Genomic DNA, 15,808 nt, shown 5'->3' with positions numbered 1-15,808 from the left:
GCCCCCGGCCGGGCCGGAATGGGGCGGCCGATGGGCGAGTCGATCCGGGAGATGCTGGCCGCCAACCTCAGGCAGGCCAGGACCGACCGCGCGCTCTCGCTCTCGGAGCTGTCCCGCAGGTCGGGCATAGGAAAGGCCACGCTCTCGCAGCTGGAGGCGGGCGCGGGCAACCCCACGATCGAGACCGTGTTCAGCCTCTCGCGGGCGCTGGAGGTGCCGATCTCCGACCTGCTCGACCGGCCGCGCCCCTCGGGCCCGACCGTGGTGCGCGCCGCCGACGTCGAGGCGCTCAGCGGCGAGGGCATCGACCTGCGCCCGCTGCGCGGCATCGAGACCGGCGACTCGCTCGTCGAGGTCTACGACCAGCGGGTCAGGGGACGCCAGGACTCCCTCGGCCATGTCGGGACCGAGCACACGATCGTCCAGGCCGGGCGGCTCGGCGTCCGGGTGGCCGACCGCGAGGTCGAGCTCGGCCCCGGCGACTACATCGGCTTCGAGGCCGCGAACCCGCACTCCTATGTCGCGCTCGACGGGCCCGTCAGCTCGGTCCTGCTCCTGCATTACCGCGCCGACCAGCGCGTTCACTCCGGACCCACCTGCCTGAGCAAGGAGCATTGACACCGTCCACCGGCCGACCTAGAGTCACAACCGTTCGATATAGCGAACGGGAGGCATGGTGAACGGAACGCGGGTCGTGGTGCTCGGCGCCGGGATCGTCGGCGCCGCCTGCGCCCGCGAGCTGGCCCGCGAGGGGTTCGCCGTCACCGTACTCGACCGCGACCGCCCGGCCTCGGCCACCACTGCCCACGGCGAGGGCAACATCCTGGTCTCCGACAAGGGGCCCGGGCCGGAGCTGGAACTGGCCGGGCTCTCGCTCGAGCTCTGGCCCGGGATCGTCCCCGCCCACCCGGCCGCCGAATGGGACCCCAAGGGCGGCATCGTCGTCGCCGCCACCCCCGAAGGCGCCCGCGACCTGGAGAACTTCGCGGAGTCCCAGCGCCTGGCGGGCGTGGAGGCCGAGAGCCTGGACGCGGCGACCCTGGCCAACGCCGAACCCCACCTCACGCGGGACGTCGCCGCCGCCGTCCACTACCCCCAGGACGCCCAGGTGCAGCCCGTGGCGGCCGCCACCGCGCTGCTGTCCGACGCCCTGGCCGCCGGGGCCGTCCTCCGCACGGGCTGCGAGGTCCTGGGCGCCGCCACGCGCGGCTCGCGCCTCACCGGCGTCCGCACGTCCCTCGGCACGATCGAGGGCGACGTCGTCGTCAACGCGGCGGGCCCCTGGTCGGGCGAGGTCGCGGCCCGCCTCGGCGCGCCGCTGGACGTCCGTCCCCGGCGCGGCGAGGTCCTGGTGACCACGCCCCGGCCGCCCACGGTCTTCCACAAGGTCTACGACGCCGACTACGTCGGCGCGGTGGGCAGCGGCGACCAGGAGCTCCAGGCGTCGGCGGTGGTGGAGTCGACCCGGGCGGGAACCATCCTGCTCGGCTCGTCCCGGCGCCGCGTCGGCTTCGACGACCGCCTGCGTCCGGAGGTCCTGTCGGTCATCGCGCGCAAGGCCCTGCGGCTGTTCCCGTCCCTGGCGGGCGTCCCCGTCATGCGCGCTTACGGCGGCTTCCGCCCGTACGTCGCCGACCACCTCCCGGTCATCGGCCCCGACCCCCGGCTGGACGGCCTCTGGCACGCCACCGGCCACGAGGGCGCCGGAATCGGCCTGGCCCCGGGCACCGCCCGCGTCCTGGCCGACCTCCTGCTCGACCGCGCCCCCGCCCTGGACGCCGCTCCCTTCAGCCCCGCCCGTCCCGCCGTCCTCCCGGAAGGACAGAGCGCATGACCCCCAAACTCCTCCGCACGGGCACGCCTCTGACGATCACCGTCGACGGCGTCCCCGTCGAGGGCGTCGAGGGCCAGACCATCGCCGGTGTCCTGCTGTCCCACGGGCGCCAGACCTGGCGCACCGCCCCGTCAGGCGCCCGGCGCGGCGTTTTCTGCGGCATAGGCGTCTGCTTCGACTGCCTTCTGACCGTCAACGAGTCTCCCGACGTTCGCGCCTGCGTCCGCCGGGCACGCGACGGCGACCAGGTGACCACGCAATCGCGCCGGGCGGAGTCGTGATGGGGCGGCATGTGGTCGTCGTGGGGGCAGGGCCCGCGGGGCTGGGCGCGGCCTCGGGGGCGTTGCGGGCCGGGGCCCGGGTGACCCTGCTGGACGCGGCCGAGCGGCCCGGCGGGCAGATCCACCGGACTGCCCCCGTGGAACTCGGGGGGCCGCGGTTGGAGCTGGCCTGGCCCGGGCTCGCCTGGTGGGCCGAGAGCAGCGTATGGGCGTTTGAGCGTTCCGGGGACGGGGCGCCGCTGGTCCACGTGCTGCGGGGCGGCGAGCGGTTCGCGCTGGAGCCGGACGCGCTGGTCCTGGCGCCGGGGGCTCATGACCGGGTGCTGCCCTTCCCCGGGTGGGACCTGCCCGGTGTCTACACGGCGGGGGCGGCCCAGGCCCTCGCGAAGGGCGAGTGCCTGGCCGTGGGGGAGAAGGTCGTCGTCGCAGGGTCAGGCCCCTTCCTGCTGCCCGTGGCCGCTTCCCTTCTGGAGGCGGGGTCCCGGGTCGTGGAAGTGCTGGAGGCCAACCCCGCCTCGACCGTGCTGCGCGGCTGGGGGCGTCCGCCGTGGCAGGTCTCGAAGGTGGGGGAGCTGGCGGGGTACGCCGCGCTGCTCGCGCGCCACCGCGTGCCCGTCCGGATGGGACGGACCGTGGTGGAGGCCCGGGGAGACGGGCGCGTCGAGGAGGTCGTCACGGCGCGGCTGCGGGCCGACTGGTCCGTGGTGCCGGGGAGCGAGCGGAGCCATGCGGTGGACGCCGTCTGCGTCAGCCACGGGTTCTCGCCGCGCCTCGAACTCGCGGTCGCCGCCGGGTGCGCCGTCGACGGCTTCGTCCGGGTCGACGGCGACCAGAGGACGAGCGCCGCGGGCGTCTTCGCGGCCGGAGAGGTCACCGGGATCGCCGGGGCGCCCGCCGCCAAGGCCGAGGGGCTGCTCGCCGGGTGGATCGCCGGGGGCGGGTCGCCCCGCGTCCCGGCGTTGCGGCGCCGTCGCGATCAGGGACGCGCCTTCGCCCGCCGCCTCGCCGCCGCGCATCCCATCGGGGACGCGTGGAAGGAGTGGCTGCGTCCCGGCACCGTGGTCTGCCGCTGCGAGGAGGCCACCTACGGCGACCTGTGCCGTGCCGCCGGGGACCAGGCCGCCAACGCCCCGCGCGCCGTCAGGCTCGCCACCCGGGCCGGGCTCGGGCCGTGCCAGGGCCGCGTGTGCGGCCCGACGGTCGCCGAGATCCTCGGCTCGCCCCCGGCCCATCACCGTCCCATCGCCCAGCCGATCCGGCTCGGCGAGCTCGCCGCACCCGTGAGAGAGGCAACCCCCGATGAGCGTTGAGAGTCTGGGCGGCGTCATCGTCGCCACCGCCCTGCCCTACCGCGAGGACGCCTCGGCCCCCGCCGGGCTGGCCGTCGACTACGACCGCTATGCCGAGCACTGCCGCTGGCTCGTGGACAACGGGTGCCGCGGTGTCGGCCCCAACGGGTCGCTGGGGGAGTACTCGTCGCTGACCGACGAGGAGCGGCGCCGCGTCGCCAAGACGGCCGTCGAGGCCGTCGGCGATGACGGCGTGGTCGTCGTCGGCGTCCACGGGCCGGGGTCGCACCAGGCCAGGCACTGGGCCGAGATCGCCGCCGAGGACGGCGCCGACGGCGTCCTGTGCCTGCCGCCGACCATGTACCGGGCCAACGACTCCGAGGTCGTCGCGCACTTCGAGGCCGTGGCGTCGGTGGGCCTGCCGGTCATGGTCTACAACAACCCGATCGACACCAAGGTCGACCTGACGCCCGCGCTGCTGGCCGAGATCGCCGGGATCGACAACGTCGTGGCCGTCAAGGAGTTCTCCGGCGACGTCCGGCGGGTCCTGGAGATCAGGGAGCGCGCCCCGGGCCTGGAGGTCGTCGCGGGCGCGGACGACGTGACGCTGGAGGCCCTGCTGATGGGCGCCACCGGCTGGTTCGCGGGGTTCCCGAACGTGTTCCCGGCCGAGTCGGCCCGCCTGTTCGAGCTGGCCGTCGCGGGCAAGCTGGAGGAGGCCAGGGCGCTGTACGAGCCGCTGGTGGCCGCGTTCCGCTGGGACTCGCGCACCGAGTTCGTCCAGGCGATCAAGCTCGGGATGGACCAGGTCGGACGCTACGGCGGCCCCTGCCGCCCGCCGCGCGGCCCGCTCAGCGACGAGCACCGCGCGCTGATCACCGCCGACATGGACCGAGCGATCGGGAGCCTGTGATGCGTTCCGTCCGCACGATCAGCGCGGTCGACTCCCACACCGAGGGGATGCCGACCCGCGTGGTGACCGGCGGCGTCCCGCCGATCCCCGGCGCGACCATGGCCGAGCGCCGCCGCCACGCCATCGACCACCTGGACGGCCTGCGCCGCTTCCTCATGGACGAGCCGCGCGGCCACCCCGCGATGAGCGGCGCGCTGCTCCAGCCGCCCACCCGCCCCGAGGCCGACTGGGGCGTGGTCTACATCGAGGTCAGCGGCTTCCTGCCGATGTGCGGGCACGGCACGATCGGCGTCGCGACCGTCCTGGTCGAGACCGGCATGGTCGAGGTGACCGAGCCCGAGACCGTCGTCACGCTCGACACCCCGGCGGGGCTGGTCGAGGCCAGGGTCGCGGTCAGGGACGGCGTCGCCGAACGGGTGACGCTGCGCAACGTCCCGGCGTTCCTGCTGGAGGCGGACGCGTCGGTGACCGTCCCCGGCCTGGGCGAGGTCCGCTACGACATGGCCTACGGGGGCAACTTCTACGCCATCACCGAGCTGGAGCGTCTCGGTCTGCCGTTCGACCGCTCGCACAAGGACGAGATCCTCAAGGCGGGCCTGGACATCATGGCGGCCGTCAACGCGCAGAACCCGCCGGTCCACCCGGGGGACCCGGGGATCGGCGGCTGCAAGCACGTCCAGTTCCTGGCCCCCGGGTCGGACGCCAAGCACTCGCGTCACGCGATGGCCATCCACCCCGGGTGGTTCGACCGTTCGCCGTGCGGCACCGGCACGTCCGCGCGGATGGCGCAGCTCCACGCGCGCGGGCACCTGCCCGCCGACACCGACTTCGTCAACGAGTCGTTCATCGGGACCCGCTTCACCGGCCGCGTGGTCGGCACCACCGAGGTCGGCGGCGTCCCCGCCGTGCTGCCGGAGTTCTCCGGCCGCGCCTGGATCACCGGGACGGCCAACTACCTTCTCGACCCGGACGATCCGTTCCCGAACGGCTTCGTCCTCTGAACCGCGCCGCCGCCGAGTAGCGTGAAAGCGTGGCCTTCCTCCAGCCGTCCGAGTGGTACGCCAGCCTTCACACCGTCTACATCTCGGCGGGCATGGTGCTCACCGACGACCGGGACCGCGTCCTCCTGGTCAAACCCAATTACCGGCCGGGGTGGTCGCTGCCCGGCGGCATCCTGGACGCCGGCGAGTCGCCGCACGAGTGCGCCGCCCGCGAGGTGGCCGAGGAGGTGGGCCTGGCCGTCGAGCCGGGCCCGCTTCTCGTGCTCGACTGGACCCCGCCGGGGGGCGACCGTCCCCGTCCGATCATGACGTTCGTCTTCGACGGCGGGCAGGTCGCCGACCCCGCCCGCATCCGGGTCCAGGACGACGAGCTCGACGACGCCCGGTTCTGGACCTGGACCGAGGCCGAGACCAAGATGCCCCCGATCAGCGCCTCCCGGATCCCGGCCGCCCGCCGTGCCCGGGGCGACGGCCGCACCGTCTACCTCCCCCAGGTCTGCTGACCGGACGGCGCTGGTGACCTTGGCGGCGCATAGGTACATTAGTAGCTATGCAAAGGGTCACGGGCGCTCAGCTGGACGTCCTGGAGGCGCTGCTGCGGGCGCATCGCCAGAACACCCGGCCGCACGGCTGGGAGATCATGAAGGCGACCGGGCGGCACGGCCCCACGGTGTACCGCGCCCTCGACCGCTTCGCGGAGGCGGGCTGGCTCGACGCCGAGTGGGAGAGCGAGAACCCCACCCCCGGTAAACCGCGCCGCAGGTTCTACAGCCTCACTCCCACGGGCGCGGAGGCGGCGAGCTCGGTGCTGCGCGAGCGGCGCCCCCGAGCGCTGCGACGCCGCGTCCCGCCGCGCCTGGTCGACGGGCTGGAGCCGTCATGACCGGCGCGATGGCAATGGGGGTGCTGTGCGGTGTGGTCGCCGGGCTCGTCGTCGCCGAGCTCAGCGTGCTCACGCCCTGGGCCGCCGGGAAGCTCGCCCGCCGGGCCGCCCGGGCCTGCTACGCCCGCGACCCCGAGCGCGCGGAGGAACGCGCCGAGGAGTGGGACGCGCTGATCGCCGCCCGGCCCGGCAACGTCCTGAAGCTGGCCACCGCGCTGCTCTTCTTCGGTGGCGCCGTCCGGTCGGTGACCGGGCGGCGCCTGCGCGGCGCGGGCCGCCGGGCCGCCGCGCGGCGGCCGCTCTCCGCGGCTCCGCTCGTCCTCATGGGCGTGGTGTTCGCGGGCGCGCTCTTCGTGAGCGAGAACCTCGCGGCCATGGTCCTGCTGACCCTCATGTGCGAGGCCGCGCTGGCGGTGCTGGCCGTGCGCGCCGTATTGGTCGAGGTGAGGCCGCGCGAGAGGGACGACACGGTCGCCGAACCGTCCCGAGAGTGAGCGGCACCGCCGTTCGCGGGTATTGGGGAGTTGTCTTGGCGGGACGTCGGAGGGGCGACCTATGATCGCCAACGGGCGGGCGCCGCGGGGGACCACTGGCCGGCGCCCGTCGGCACGGCGAGAAGATTGAGGGGACATGGACATCACCGAGACGGCGGAGTGGGCCGCTCTGAACGAGCACCACGGGGAGCTGGTCGGCCGGCACCTCCGGGAGCTGTTCGACGACGACCCGGGCCGGGCGGAGCGGATGACGGCGACGGCCGGCGACCTCTTCCTGGACTACTCCAAGCACCGCGTCACCGGCGAGACGCTCGGCCTGCTGGTCGCCCTGGCCGAGGCCGCCGGGCTGCGCGAGCGCATCGACGCGATGTTCGCGGGGGCGCACATCAACGTGAGCGAGGACCGCGCCGTGCTGCACACCGCGCTGCGGCTGCCGCGCGGGGCCGCGCTGAGCGTCGACGGCCAGGACGTCGCCGCCGACGTGCACGCGGTGCTCGACAAGATGGCCGCGTTCGCGGGCCGCGTCCGGTCGGGGGAGTGGACGGGCTTCACCGGCAAGCCCATCCGCACCGTGGTCAACATCGGCATCGGCGGCTCCGACCTCGGCCCCGCGATGGCCTACGAGGCGCTGAGCGACTACGCCGACGCGGGCATCACCGCCCGGTTCGTCTCCAACATCGACCCCGCCGACGTCACCGGCGCGCTGGCCGGCCTCGACCCCGAGCAGACCCTGGTCGTGGTCAGCTCCAAGACCTTCGGCACGCTGGAGACGCTGACCAACGCCAGGGTCGCCCGCGACTGGCTGGTCGAGCGGCTCGGCGACGAGAAGGCCGTCTCGCGCCACTTCGTCGCGGTCTCCACCAACGCCGAGCGGGTCGCCGACTTCGGCATCGACCCCGAGAACATGTTCGGCTTCTGGGACTGGGTGGGCGGCCGCTACTCCTTCGACGGCGCCATCGGCCTCTCGCTGATGATCGCGATCGGCGCCGACGGCTTCCGCGAGATGCTGGCCGGGTTCCACGCGGTCGACGAGCACTTCCGCACCGAGCCGTTCGAGACCAACATGCCCGTGCTGATGGGCCTGCTGGGCGTCTGGTACACCGACTTCTTCGGCGCCCAGACCCGGGCCGTGCTGCCCTACAGCCAGCGCCTGTCGCGCTTCCCCGCCTACCTTCAGCAGCTCACGATGGAGTCCAACGGCAAGTCGGTGCGGGCCGACGGCGTCCCGGTGATCGCGCAGACCGGCGCGATCTTCTGGGGCGAGCCCGGCACCAACGGGCAGCACGCGTTCTACCAGCTGCTCCACCAGGGCACCCGGCTCGTCCCGGCCGACTTCATCGGCTTCGCCGAGCCGTTCCGCGACGCCGCGCCCGACGGTCCCGGCATGCACGACCTGCTCAACGCCAACCTCTTCGCGCAGACCTCGGCGCTGGCCTTCGGCAAGACGGCCGAGGAGATCGCCGCCGAGGGGACGCCCGCCGCGGTCGTCCCGCACAAGGTGATGCCGGGCAACCGCCCGACCAGCACGATCCTGGCGCCCAAGCTGACCCCGTCCACGCTGGGCCAGCTGGTCGCGCTCTACGAGCACATCGTGTTCGTGGAGGGCACGGTCTGGGGCATCGACTCCTTCGACCAGTGGGGCGTCGAACTGGGCAAGGTCATGGCGCAGGACCTCGCCCCGGCCCTGACCTCCCAGGAGCCCCCCGCCGAGGCCCCCGACCCGTCCACCGCCTCGCTGGTGCGGCGCTACCGATCCCTGCGAGGCCGCGCGACCTGACCGCCCGGGGACGGAGAACGGCCGTCCCGGGGACGGGACGGCCGTGGGGACGGGACGACGTTTCGTCCGGTGTCCGCGGTGCTCCGCACCGGTGGGCCGATGCCGCGGGGGCCGGGCGAGACGTGGTCTGGGGTGAGACGTGGTCTCTGGGGTGACGCTAGTTCGGCGACGGATCCGCGTCCCAGCCGAAGGCGTCCAGGAGCGCGCGAAGCTCGGGCAGCGAGATGAAGCCGTCCCGGTTGGTGTCCGCCCTCTCGAACCTGTCCTGGAGCTCGGCCCGCGTCCATGACAGCCCGAGGCTGTCGAGCACCAGGGTGAACTCCATCAGGTCGAGCTTGTCGTCACCGCCGAGGTCCGCCCGCGAGAACAGGGCCAGAAGGTCATCCTCGGTCGGTTTGGTGGTCATATCACTCCTCGTATTGGTCCGATGTGTCCCGCATCATGACACACCCGTCCGGGGGGTCATGCTGTGAAACGCCGCCGGGTCATCGCACGTTCCCGCGACATTCGGCCAATGGTGCCGTTCCGGTGCGTTCCCGGACGTCCGGTGACCGCACGGCCCTGTCGGGGGTGAAAGCGAAATGACCGCCGAATGGACGCGGGCAATCGTCCGGGGCGGTCCGCACTGACCGATTCCGTGGAAATCCCTTGACGGGACCGGCCCGCGAATGCGGCCCGGACCTGGGAGAAGCTTCGGACAAGATCTGATCACGAGACCCGTTGGAACGTGTCAGCGGTCCGTCGCCTGGAGCTATGTTCGGGGAAAGTCGCGCTTAACCGCGGGGGGCTCCGTGACAAGGACCGAGGCCGAGAACCGTTCCCGCTCGTTCACCCGGCATCCCGAATGGCGCGGCCACATGCCGCCCACTCCCGAGAAGCCGCCCGACGACCACTGCGCCGACCGCGACCTGGCGGGCGAGCGGCTGCGCGGCGGCGACTCCGCCCCCGCCCTGGACGTGTTCCTGTCCGGCCAGGTCTTCATGGACATGATCTTCACGGGGCTGCCGGGCCTGCCGCCGCCGGGCACCGAGGTGGTGACCGACGGGCTCGGCTCGGCACCCGGGGGCATCGCCAACATCGCGGTCGCGATGAGCCGCCTCGGCCTCCGGGTCGGGCTCGCGGCGCCATTCGGGGACGACATGTTCGGCTCCTATCTGTGGCGCACCCTGGCCCTCCAGGAGGGCGTCGACCTCGGCCGCTCGCGCAAGGTGCCGTCGTGGCCCACTCCGGTCACGGTCTCGATGGCCTACGACTCCGACCGCAGCATGGTCACCTACGCGCCGCCCGGCCCGCTGACCGCCGACGAGCTGGTCGGCGCCGCGCCCCCGGCGGCCAGGGCGTGCTTCATCGACGTCGACCGGCCCGTCCCCGCCTGGGCGGTGGCGATGCGGGCGGCGGGGTCGCTGGTGGTGGCCGACCTGGGCTGGGACCAGACCGGCACCTGGTCCTCGGAGGTCCTGGACCGGCTCGAACACGTCGATGTCTTCCTGCCCAACGCGGTGGAGGCGATGGCCTACACGCGGACCGGCTCGCCCGAACGCGCGGCCGAGGCGCTGGCCGAGCGGCTGCCGGTGGTGGTCGTCAAGCGCGGCGGCGAGGGCGCCATCGCGATCGACTCGGTCTCGGGGGAGCGGGCCGAGACCCCGGCGCTGCCCGTCCGGGCGCTCGACGCGACCGGCGCGGGCGACGTGTTCGCGGCGGGCTTCGTCTACGGGACGCTCGCGGGCATGCCGCTGGACGAGCGGCTGCGCTTCGCCAACCTGTGCGCGGGCCTGTCGGTGCGGCACCGCAGCGGCTCGCTCGGCTCGCCCTGCTGGGGCGAGATCGCCGCGTTCGGCGAGTCCGGCGAGGTGCCCGAGTCGATCCTGGCCGACTACGCGTTCGTGATCCCCTTCATTCCCGACGCGGCCGCCGACTCGGCGGTGCGGGCGGAACCCACCCTCCGGAAGGAGCCCTAGCCGATGTCACGTCCGGCCGGCACCGCCCTCGGCCTCGCCGCGCTGATCCTCGCCGCGGCCTGCGCGCCCGGTTCGGGCGGCGACTCCTCCAAGCCCACGCCCCGGCCCGCCGGGACGGACGTCGCCAAGGCGGGGAACGTCACGCTGACCGTCTGGGACCAGGAGGTCCAGGGCGGGCAGCGCAAGCAGATCGAGAAGCTCAACGCCGCGTTCCAGGCCAGGTACCCCAACGTCAAGGTCAAACGGGTGTCGCGGTCGTTCACCGACCTGCAGAAGACGCTGCGGCTCGCGCTGTCGGGGAACGAGCCGCCCGACGTCGTCCAGGCGAACCAGGGCCACGCCGCGATGGCGCAGTTCGTGAAGGGCGGGATGCTGCTCCCGCTCGGCCCCTACGACAAGGCATACGGGTGGACCAAGCGCTACCCCAAGGGCCTGCTGGACCTCAACAGCGTGACGTCCGGCGGCAGGGCGATCGGCTCGGGCGACCTGTACGGGGTCTCGCTGAACGGCGAGGTCGTCGGCGTCTACTACAACAAGGACAAGCTGGCCCGTCTCGGGCTCCGTCCGCCGAAGACCTGGGCCGACCTCGAAGCCGGGCTCGCGGCGGCCAAGGGCAGGGGCGAGCAGCCGCTGGCGTTCGGCAACCTGGAGAAGCTGCCCGCGATGCAGCTGTACGGGCTCATCCAGGACCAGACCGCAGGGAAGGACGCCGTCCGGTCGCTGGTGTTCGGCCGGGGCGGCGCCTGGACCGACGCCCCGCACGTCCAGGCCGCCCGCACGCTGGCGGACTGGTCCCGCAAGGGCTACTTCAACAAGGACGCCAACGCCGTCAAGTGGGACGACACCCCGGTGAACTTCGCCAAGGGCCAGGGCGTGTTCATGGTCGGCGGCAACTGGTGGGCCGCCGACCTCAGGGACCGGCTCGGCGACAAGGTGGGCTTCTTCGCGCCCCCGGTCACCATGGGCGGCGAGAGCCTGCCGTTCTCCATCACGGCCAAATCCAAGCATCCCGACGTCGCGGCGGCCTACATCGCCTTCATCACCTCGCCCGCGGCCATGGACGCCTCGGTCGAGACCGGGAACCTGCCCGCGCTGAGCCCGCCGTCCAGGCGGCCGGACGGCGCGCTGATGACCGACGTCGCGTCCGCGTGGACGGCGCTGAGCCGCGCCGACGGCATCACCCCCTACCTCGACTACGCCACCCCGAACTTCGCCGACGCGTTCGGCGGCCCCCTCCAGGAGCTGATCGCGGGCCGGACGACCCCCGAGGAGGCCATGAAGGAGGCCCAGCGCGACTACGCGGGCTTCCTGAAGAAGTGAGCGCGGGCGAGCCGCGGCGCGTCGGCTGGCTGTACGTCCTGCCGGGCCTGCTGGTCTACGCGGGGTTCCTGCTGTGGCCGCTGGCGCGCGGGTTCTGGTTCTCCCTCTACGAGTGGGACGGCGTCAGCACCGGCACCTGGGCGGGCCTGGCGAACTACGCCGAGACGCTCTCGGACCCGTCGCTGCGCGGCGCGTTCGGGCACTCGCTGGTGCTGGTGGTGTTCTACTCCGTCCTGCCGTGCTGCATCGCGTTCGTCCTGGTCGGCGCCATCTCCCGATCGCGGATCCGGGGGCTGACGTTCTTCCGGACCGTGCTGTTCCTGCCGCAGGTCGTGGCGATGGTCGCGGTGGCCGTGGCCTGGCAGTGGATGTACTCGGCCGACGGCCCGGTCAACGCGGCGCTGCGCGGGCTGCACCGGCTCGGGCTGCCCGACTGGTCGCGGGGCTGGCTCGGCGACTTCGACCTCGCGCTCCCCGCCGTCGGCGTCATCGGCACCTGGGTCTGGACGGGCCTGGCCCTGGTGCTGTTCCTGGCGGGCGCGCAGAAGATCCCGCGCGAGCTGTACGAGGCGGCGCGGATCGACGGCGCCGGGCCGGTGCGCGAGTTCCTGGCGGTCACGCTCCCCGGCCTGCGCCGCGAACTGGCCGTGGCGCTCACGCTCACGACCGTCGCGGCGCTGCGCAACTTCGACCTGATCTACGTGACGACCAAGGGCGGGCCCGGCGAGGCGACCAAGGTCCCGGCCTACGAGGTCTACAACCGCGCGTTCAACACCGGCGAGGTCGGCCTGGCCTGCGCGATCGGCGTCACCCTCGCCGTGGTGATCTTCGTGGTCACGGCGGCGGTCGGCCGGCTGGCCGAGGGAGGACGGCGATGATCTCCGCCCGCGAGCGGCTGCTGAACTACGCGATCCTGATCGTCTTCTCCGCCGCCGCGCTGTTCCCCATGATCGGCGTGGTCGCCCAGGCGCTCCAGTTCCCCGACCTGGACGCCGGGACCTTCCGGGACGCCTGGCGCGAGGGCCACTTCGGCACCTACCTGCGCAACAGCGCCATCGTGACCGCCGTGACCGTCGCCTGCGCGTCCGTCCTGTCGATCATGGCGGGCTACGCGCTCGGAGTGCTGCGCCTGCCCGGCTCGGAGGCGCTGTTCCTGCTGTTCCTGGCCGGGCTGACCGTGCCGACCGAGGCGGTGGTGATCCCGCTCTACTTCGACCTGCGCACGCTCGGCCTCGACAACACCTACGCCGGGGTGATCCTGCCGCAGGTCGCGCAGTCGGTCGCCTTCGGCACCTACTGGATGCGCGCCTACTTCCGCGGCGTGCCCCGCTCGCTGATCGACGCCGCCCGGATCGACGGCGCGTCCAGCTGGACGACCCTGTGGCGAGTCCTGGTGCCGATGGGGCGACCGGCGATCCTCACCATGGTCGTCCTGACGTCCATGTGGACGTGGAACGAGTTCCTGCTGCCCCTGGTCATCCTCAACTCCGACGAGGGGCTGCGCACCGCGCCGCTGGGCCTGTCGTTCTTCCAGGGCTCCCACCAGACCGACTACGCGCTGCTGACGGCCGGCGCGCTGATCATCGCCGCGCCGGTCGTCCTGCTGTACGTCTTCCTCCAGCGCCGCTTCATCGCCGGGATGCTCTCGGGCGCGGTGAAGGAATGATCAGGCGGGCACCCGGGAGCGGAACTCCTGCGGGCTGACGCCCCGCTCGCGCTTGAACGCGGCGCTGAGCGCGAACGCGGTGCCGTAGCCGACCTGCCGCGCCACCGACTCCAGCGTCGCGTCGCTCTCGCGGAGCAGATCGGCGGCCTCGGCCAGCCGCAGCCCGGTCAGGTAGGTCATCGGCGGTTCGCCCAGGAGCTTGGCGAACCGCGAGGACAGCGACGCCCGCGAGACACCGACCTTGGACGCCAGCGCGGCGATCGTCCAGGGAAAGGCGGGGTTCTGGTGCATCAGCTCCAGCGCCGGACCCACCACAGGGTCCGCATGCGCCCGGAACCAGCCGGTCGACTCGGCCTCCTCGCGCGAGAACCAGGCCCGCAGCACCGCGATCATCAGCAGATCCAGAATCCGGTCGAGCACCGCGCCCTGGCCGGGGTCGTCCTTGACGATCTCCTCGGCCAGCAGCGGGACCAGCGCGCAGTCCCACTCCGCGTCGCGCAGCACCAGCAGCGGCGGCAGCGCCGCCAGCAGCCGGTTGGTCAGCTCGACCCGCGCCTGGTAGGTGCCGATCAGCAGGATGTCGCGTCCCGCCGGGCTGTTGCCCCAGGTCCGCACGCCCAGCGACATCGACTCCATCAGCGGCTCGCCATAAAGCGTGGTGCAGCTGTTGTCCCGATGGATCAGCACCTGCGGCGGCGTCGCGGGATCATCCGCGACGACGTACCCGCCGGTGCCCCGCGCGATCGCGACGTCGCCCGCGTCCATCCGCACCGGCTCGCCGCCGTCATAGGTGACCCACACGGTGCCGCGCACCAGCGCCATCAAACAGACCGGCGCCTGATCGGCGATACGCATCGACCAGGGCGGGTCGAGCATCGTCCGCAGAAGGAACGCCCCGCGGGCCCGGGGACCGTCGAGCAGGTCGGTGAGCGCGTCCATGGCCAAAGGTTAGACGCTCACGTATGCGGTCGAGCATCTCGGCCATGTTTCCGGACGCCCCGCGGCCCTTGAATTATGGACATGACAAACGACAAGCTCACCTTGGTCCTCGGCGGAACGGGCAAGACCGGGCGCAGGGTCGCCGGCCTCCTCGAGGAGCGCGGCCTGCCCGTGCGGATCGGGTCGCGTTCGGCCGACCCGTCCTTCGACTGGGACGCCCCCGAAACCTGGCCGACCGCCCTCGACGGCGTCGCCGCCGTCTACGTCGCCTTCTACCCCGACCTCTCCGTCCCCGGGGCGCCGGAGACCATCAGCGCGTTCACCACCGCCGCCGTGGACGCGGGCGTCGAGCGGATCGTCCTGCTGACCGCGCGGGGCGAGAAGCAGGCCCAGGAGTGCGAGCGCATCGTGCTCGGCGCGGACATCGACGCCACGGTCGTCCGGGCGTCCTGGTTCTTCCAGAACTTCAGCGAGTCGGAGATGGCGCCGCGCATCGTCCGGGGCAGGGTGGTGCTCCCGGTCGGCGACGTGCCCGAGCCCTTCCTGGACGCGGGCGACATCGCCGAGGTCGCGGTCCTGGCCCTCACCGAGGACGGGCACGCGGGCAAGGTCCACGAGCTGACCGGCACCCGTACGCTGACCTGGGAGGAAGCCGTCGCGGAGATCGCCTCGGCACTGGGCAAGGAGATCGACTACGTGCGATGCTCTCCCGAAGAGTTCGCGGCGGGGCTGGAGGCGGAGGGCTTCCCTCCCGAGGTCGCCGGGCTGGTCACCTACCTCTACACCGACCTCATGGACGGCAGGAACACCGCGATGACCGACGACCTGGCCCGCCTCCTGGGCCGCGCTCCCCGGGATTTCAGCGATTTCGCCCGCGACGCCGTCGCCGCGGGCACCTGGAAGGAATGAACGATGAAGACCAACCTCGCGGCCGTCATGGCGGCCCTGTCCTTCCTGATGGCCGCCGGCATCTCGGGAGCCTTCTTCGGATTCTCGGTCGGCGTGATGCCCGGCCTGAACGCGGCCAAGGCGTCCTCGGCGATCGAGTCCATGCAGGCCATCAACCAGAAGATCCTCAACCCGCTGTTCCTGGCCACGTTCGTCCTGGCCCCGGTCACGGCCGCGATCGCGGGCGTCCTGCTCCTGATCTCCGACCAGAAGTCGGCGGGCCTGCTGTTCCTGGCCGCGGGCGCCGTCTACTTCCTCGGCTGCTTCCTGCCCACGGTGGTGGTGAACGTCCCGATGAACAACACCCTCGACACCACCGCCATCCCCACCGACCCCGCCCAGGCCGCCCAGGTCTGGTCCGACTACTCGGGCCGCTGGACGACCTGGAACACCATCAGGGGCGCCTTCTCCGGAGTAAGCGTCCTCCTCCTGGCCCTGGGCACCTACATCTGGGGCAAAAACGCCTAACCCACCCCCACCCCCCGGCCACGCACCCGCGTGCCGG

General features: G+C 72.8%; 18 protein-coding genes. 16 read left to right on the top strand and 2 right to left on the bottom strand.

The window, feature by feature from the left end; all coding sequences use genetic code 11:
* Window positions 1-30: 30 nt before the first annotated feature.
* From ACQPY4_RS22115 to pgi, 10 genes are all read left to right on the top strand, one after another.
* Window positions 31-618: a helix-turn-helix domain-containing protein gene (locus ACQPY4_RS22115; protein ID WP_433323520.1), complete on the top strand. Its 588-nt coding sequence runs from the start codon at window positions 31-33 to the stop codon at window positions 616-618.
* Window positions 619-673: 55 nt separating this feature from the next.
* On the top strand, window positions 674-1,834 hold the full coding sequence (locus ACQPY4_RS22110) for an NAD(P)/FAD-dependent oxidoreductase (RefSeq protein ID WP_433323518.1): 1,161 nt from the start codon (window positions 674-676) through the stop codon (window positions 1,832-1,834).
* Complete coding sequence (locus ACQPY4_RS22105; RefSeq protein ID WP_433323516.1) at window positions 1,831-2,115, top strand: (2Fe-2S)-binding protein; 285 nt, start codon at window positions 1,831-1,833, stop codon at window positions 2,113-2,115. The genes ACQPY4_RS22110 and ACQPY4_RS22105 overlap by 4 nt, the downstream gene beginning before the upstream one ends.
* Window positions 2,115-3,425, top strand: a complete 1,311-nt coding sequence (locus ACQPY4_RS22100) for an NAD(P)/FAD-dependent oxidoreductase (RefSeq protein WP_433323514.1) — start codon at window positions 2,115-2,117, stop codon at window positions 3,423-3,425. Before ACQPY4_RS22105 ends, ACQPY4_RS22100 begins: the two co-directional genes overlap by 1 nt.
* Window positions 3,415-4,317, top strand: a complete 903-nt coding sequence (locus ACQPY4_RS22095) for a dihydrodipicolinate synthase family protein (protein ID WP_433323512.1) — start codon at window positions 3,415-3,417, stop codon at window positions 4,315-4,317. Before ACQPY4_RS22100 ends, ACQPY4_RS22095 begins: the two co-directional genes overlap by 11 nt.
* Window positions 4,317-5,318, top strand: coding sequence for a proline racemase family protein (locus tag ACQPY4_RS22090; RefSeq protein ID WP_433323510.1), 1,002 nt, complete (start codon window positions 4,317-4,319; stop codon window positions 5,316-5,318). Before ACQPY4_RS22095 ends, ACQPY4_RS22090 begins: the two co-directional genes overlap by 1 nt.
* 29 nt (window positions 5,319-5,347) lie before the next feature.
* Window positions 5,348-5,821, top strand: coding sequence for an NUDIX domain-containing protein (locus ACQPY4_RS22085; protein ID WP_433323508.1), 474 nt, complete (start codon window positions 5,348-5,350; stop codon window positions 5,819-5,821).
* A 47-nt stretch (window positions 5,822-5,868) separates the two neighbouring features.
* The gene (locus ACQPY4_RS22080; protein ID WP_433323506.1) at window positions 5,869-6,201 is read left to right on the top strand and encodes a PadR family transcriptional regulator; all 333 of its coding nucleotides are present in this window, start codon (window positions 5,869-5,871) and stop codon (window positions 6,199-6,201) included.
* Window positions 6,198-6,695 (top strand): hypothetical protein, encoded by a 498-nt coding sequence (locus ACQPY4_RS22075; RefSeq protein WP_433323504.1) that lies wholly within the window; start codon window positions 6,198-6,200, stop codon window positions 6,693-6,695. Before ACQPY4_RS22080 ends, ACQPY4_RS22075 begins: the two co-directional genes overlap by 4 nt.
* Before the next feature lie 136 nt (window positions 6,696-6,831).
* On the top strand, window positions 6,832-8,472 hold the full coding sequence (gene pgi, locus ACQPY4_RS22070) for a glucose-6-phosphate isomerase (RefSeq protein WP_433323502.1): 1,641 nt from the start codon (window positions 6,832-6,834) through the stop codon (window positions 8,470-8,472).
* Between the two features lie 157 nt (window positions 8,473-8,629).
* On the opposite strand, the gene ACQPY4_RS22065 is transcribed toward pgi, so the two are convergent.
* Window positions 8,630-8,878 carry an EF-hand domain-containing protein gene (locus ACQPY4_RS22065; protein ID WP_433323500.1) on the bottom strand — a complete coding sequence of 83 codons (249 nt, stop codon included), beginning with the start codon at window positions 8,876-8,878 and terminating at the stop codon, window positions 8,630-8,632.
* 385 nt (window positions 8,879-9,263) lie between these two features.
* Between ACQPY4_RS22065 and ACQPY4_RS22060 the strand changes: the two genes are divergently transcribed.
* Genes ACQPY4_RS22060 through ACQPY4_RS22045 form a run of 4 tightly spaced genes read left to right on the top strand, consistent with a single transcriptional unit; the run spans window position 9,264 to window position 13,416 of the window.
* The gene (locus tag ACQPY4_RS22060; protein WP_433323498.1) at window positions 9,264-10,430 is read left to right on the top strand and encodes a carbohydrate kinase family protein; all 1,167 of its coding nucleotides are present in this window, start codon (window positions 9,264-9,266) and stop codon (window positions 10,428-10,430) included.
* A 3-nt stretch (window positions 10,431-10,433) separates the two neighbouring features.
* A complete protein-coding gene (locus ACQPY4_RS22055; RefSeq protein ID WP_433323496.1) occupies window positions 10,434-11,750 on the top strand; it encodes an extracellular solute-binding protein in 1,317 nt (438 codons plus the stop codon).
* Complete coding sequence (locus ACQPY4_RS22050) at window positions 11,747-12,628, top strand: carbohydrate ABC transporter permease (RefSeq protein ID WP_433323494.1); 882 nt, start codon at window positions 11,747-11,749, stop codon at window positions 12,626-12,628. Before ACQPY4_RS22055 ends, ACQPY4_RS22050 begins: the two co-directional genes overlap by 4 nt.
* On the top strand, window positions 12,625-13,416 hold the full coding sequence (locus ACQPY4_RS22045) for a carbohydrate ABC transporter permease (RefSeq protein ID WP_433323492.1): 792 nt from the start codon (window positions 12,625-12,627) through the stop codon (window positions 13,414-13,416). The genes ACQPY4_RS22050 and ACQPY4_RS22045 overlap by 4 nt, the downstream gene beginning before the upstream one ends.
* Here the strand turns inward: ACQPY4_RS22045 and ACQPY4_RS22040 are convergent, their stop codons facing one another.
* The gene (locus ACQPY4_RS22040; RefSeq protein WP_433323490.1) at window positions 13,417-14,355 is read right to left on the bottom strand and encodes a cupin domain-containing protein; all 939 of its coding nucleotides are present in this window, start codon (window positions 14,353-14,355) and stop codon (window positions 13,417-13,419) included. It abuts the gene before it with no gap.
* A gap of 81 nt (window positions 14,356-14,436) precedes the next feature.
* On the opposite strand from ACQPY4_RS22040, the gene ACQPY4_RS22035 reads away from it, so the two are divergent.
* Window positions 14,437-15,264: an NmrA family transcriptional regulator gene (locus ACQPY4_RS22035; protein WP_433323488.1), complete on the top strand. Its 828-nt coding sequence runs from the start codon at window positions 14,437-14,439 to the stop codon at window positions 15,262-15,264.
* 3 nt (window positions 15,265-15,267) lie between these two features.
* The gene (locus ACQPY4_RS22030) at window positions 15,268-15,771 is read left to right on the top strand and encodes a DUF1772 domain-containing protein (protein ID WP_433323486.1); all 504 of its coding nucleotides are present in this window, start codon (window positions 15,268-15,270) and stop codon (window positions 15,769-15,771) included.
* Window positions 15,772-15,808: the final 37 nt, after the last annotated feature.

The organism is Spirillospora sp. CA-294931, assembly GCF_050946795.1.
Taxonomy (GTDB): domain Bacteria; phylum Actinomycetota; class Actinomycetes; order Streptosporangiales; family Streptosporangiaceae; genus Spirillospora.
The sequence above is the reverse complement of the archived record's forward strand: the minus strand, read 5'-3'. Positions and strand labels throughout refer to the sequence as shown.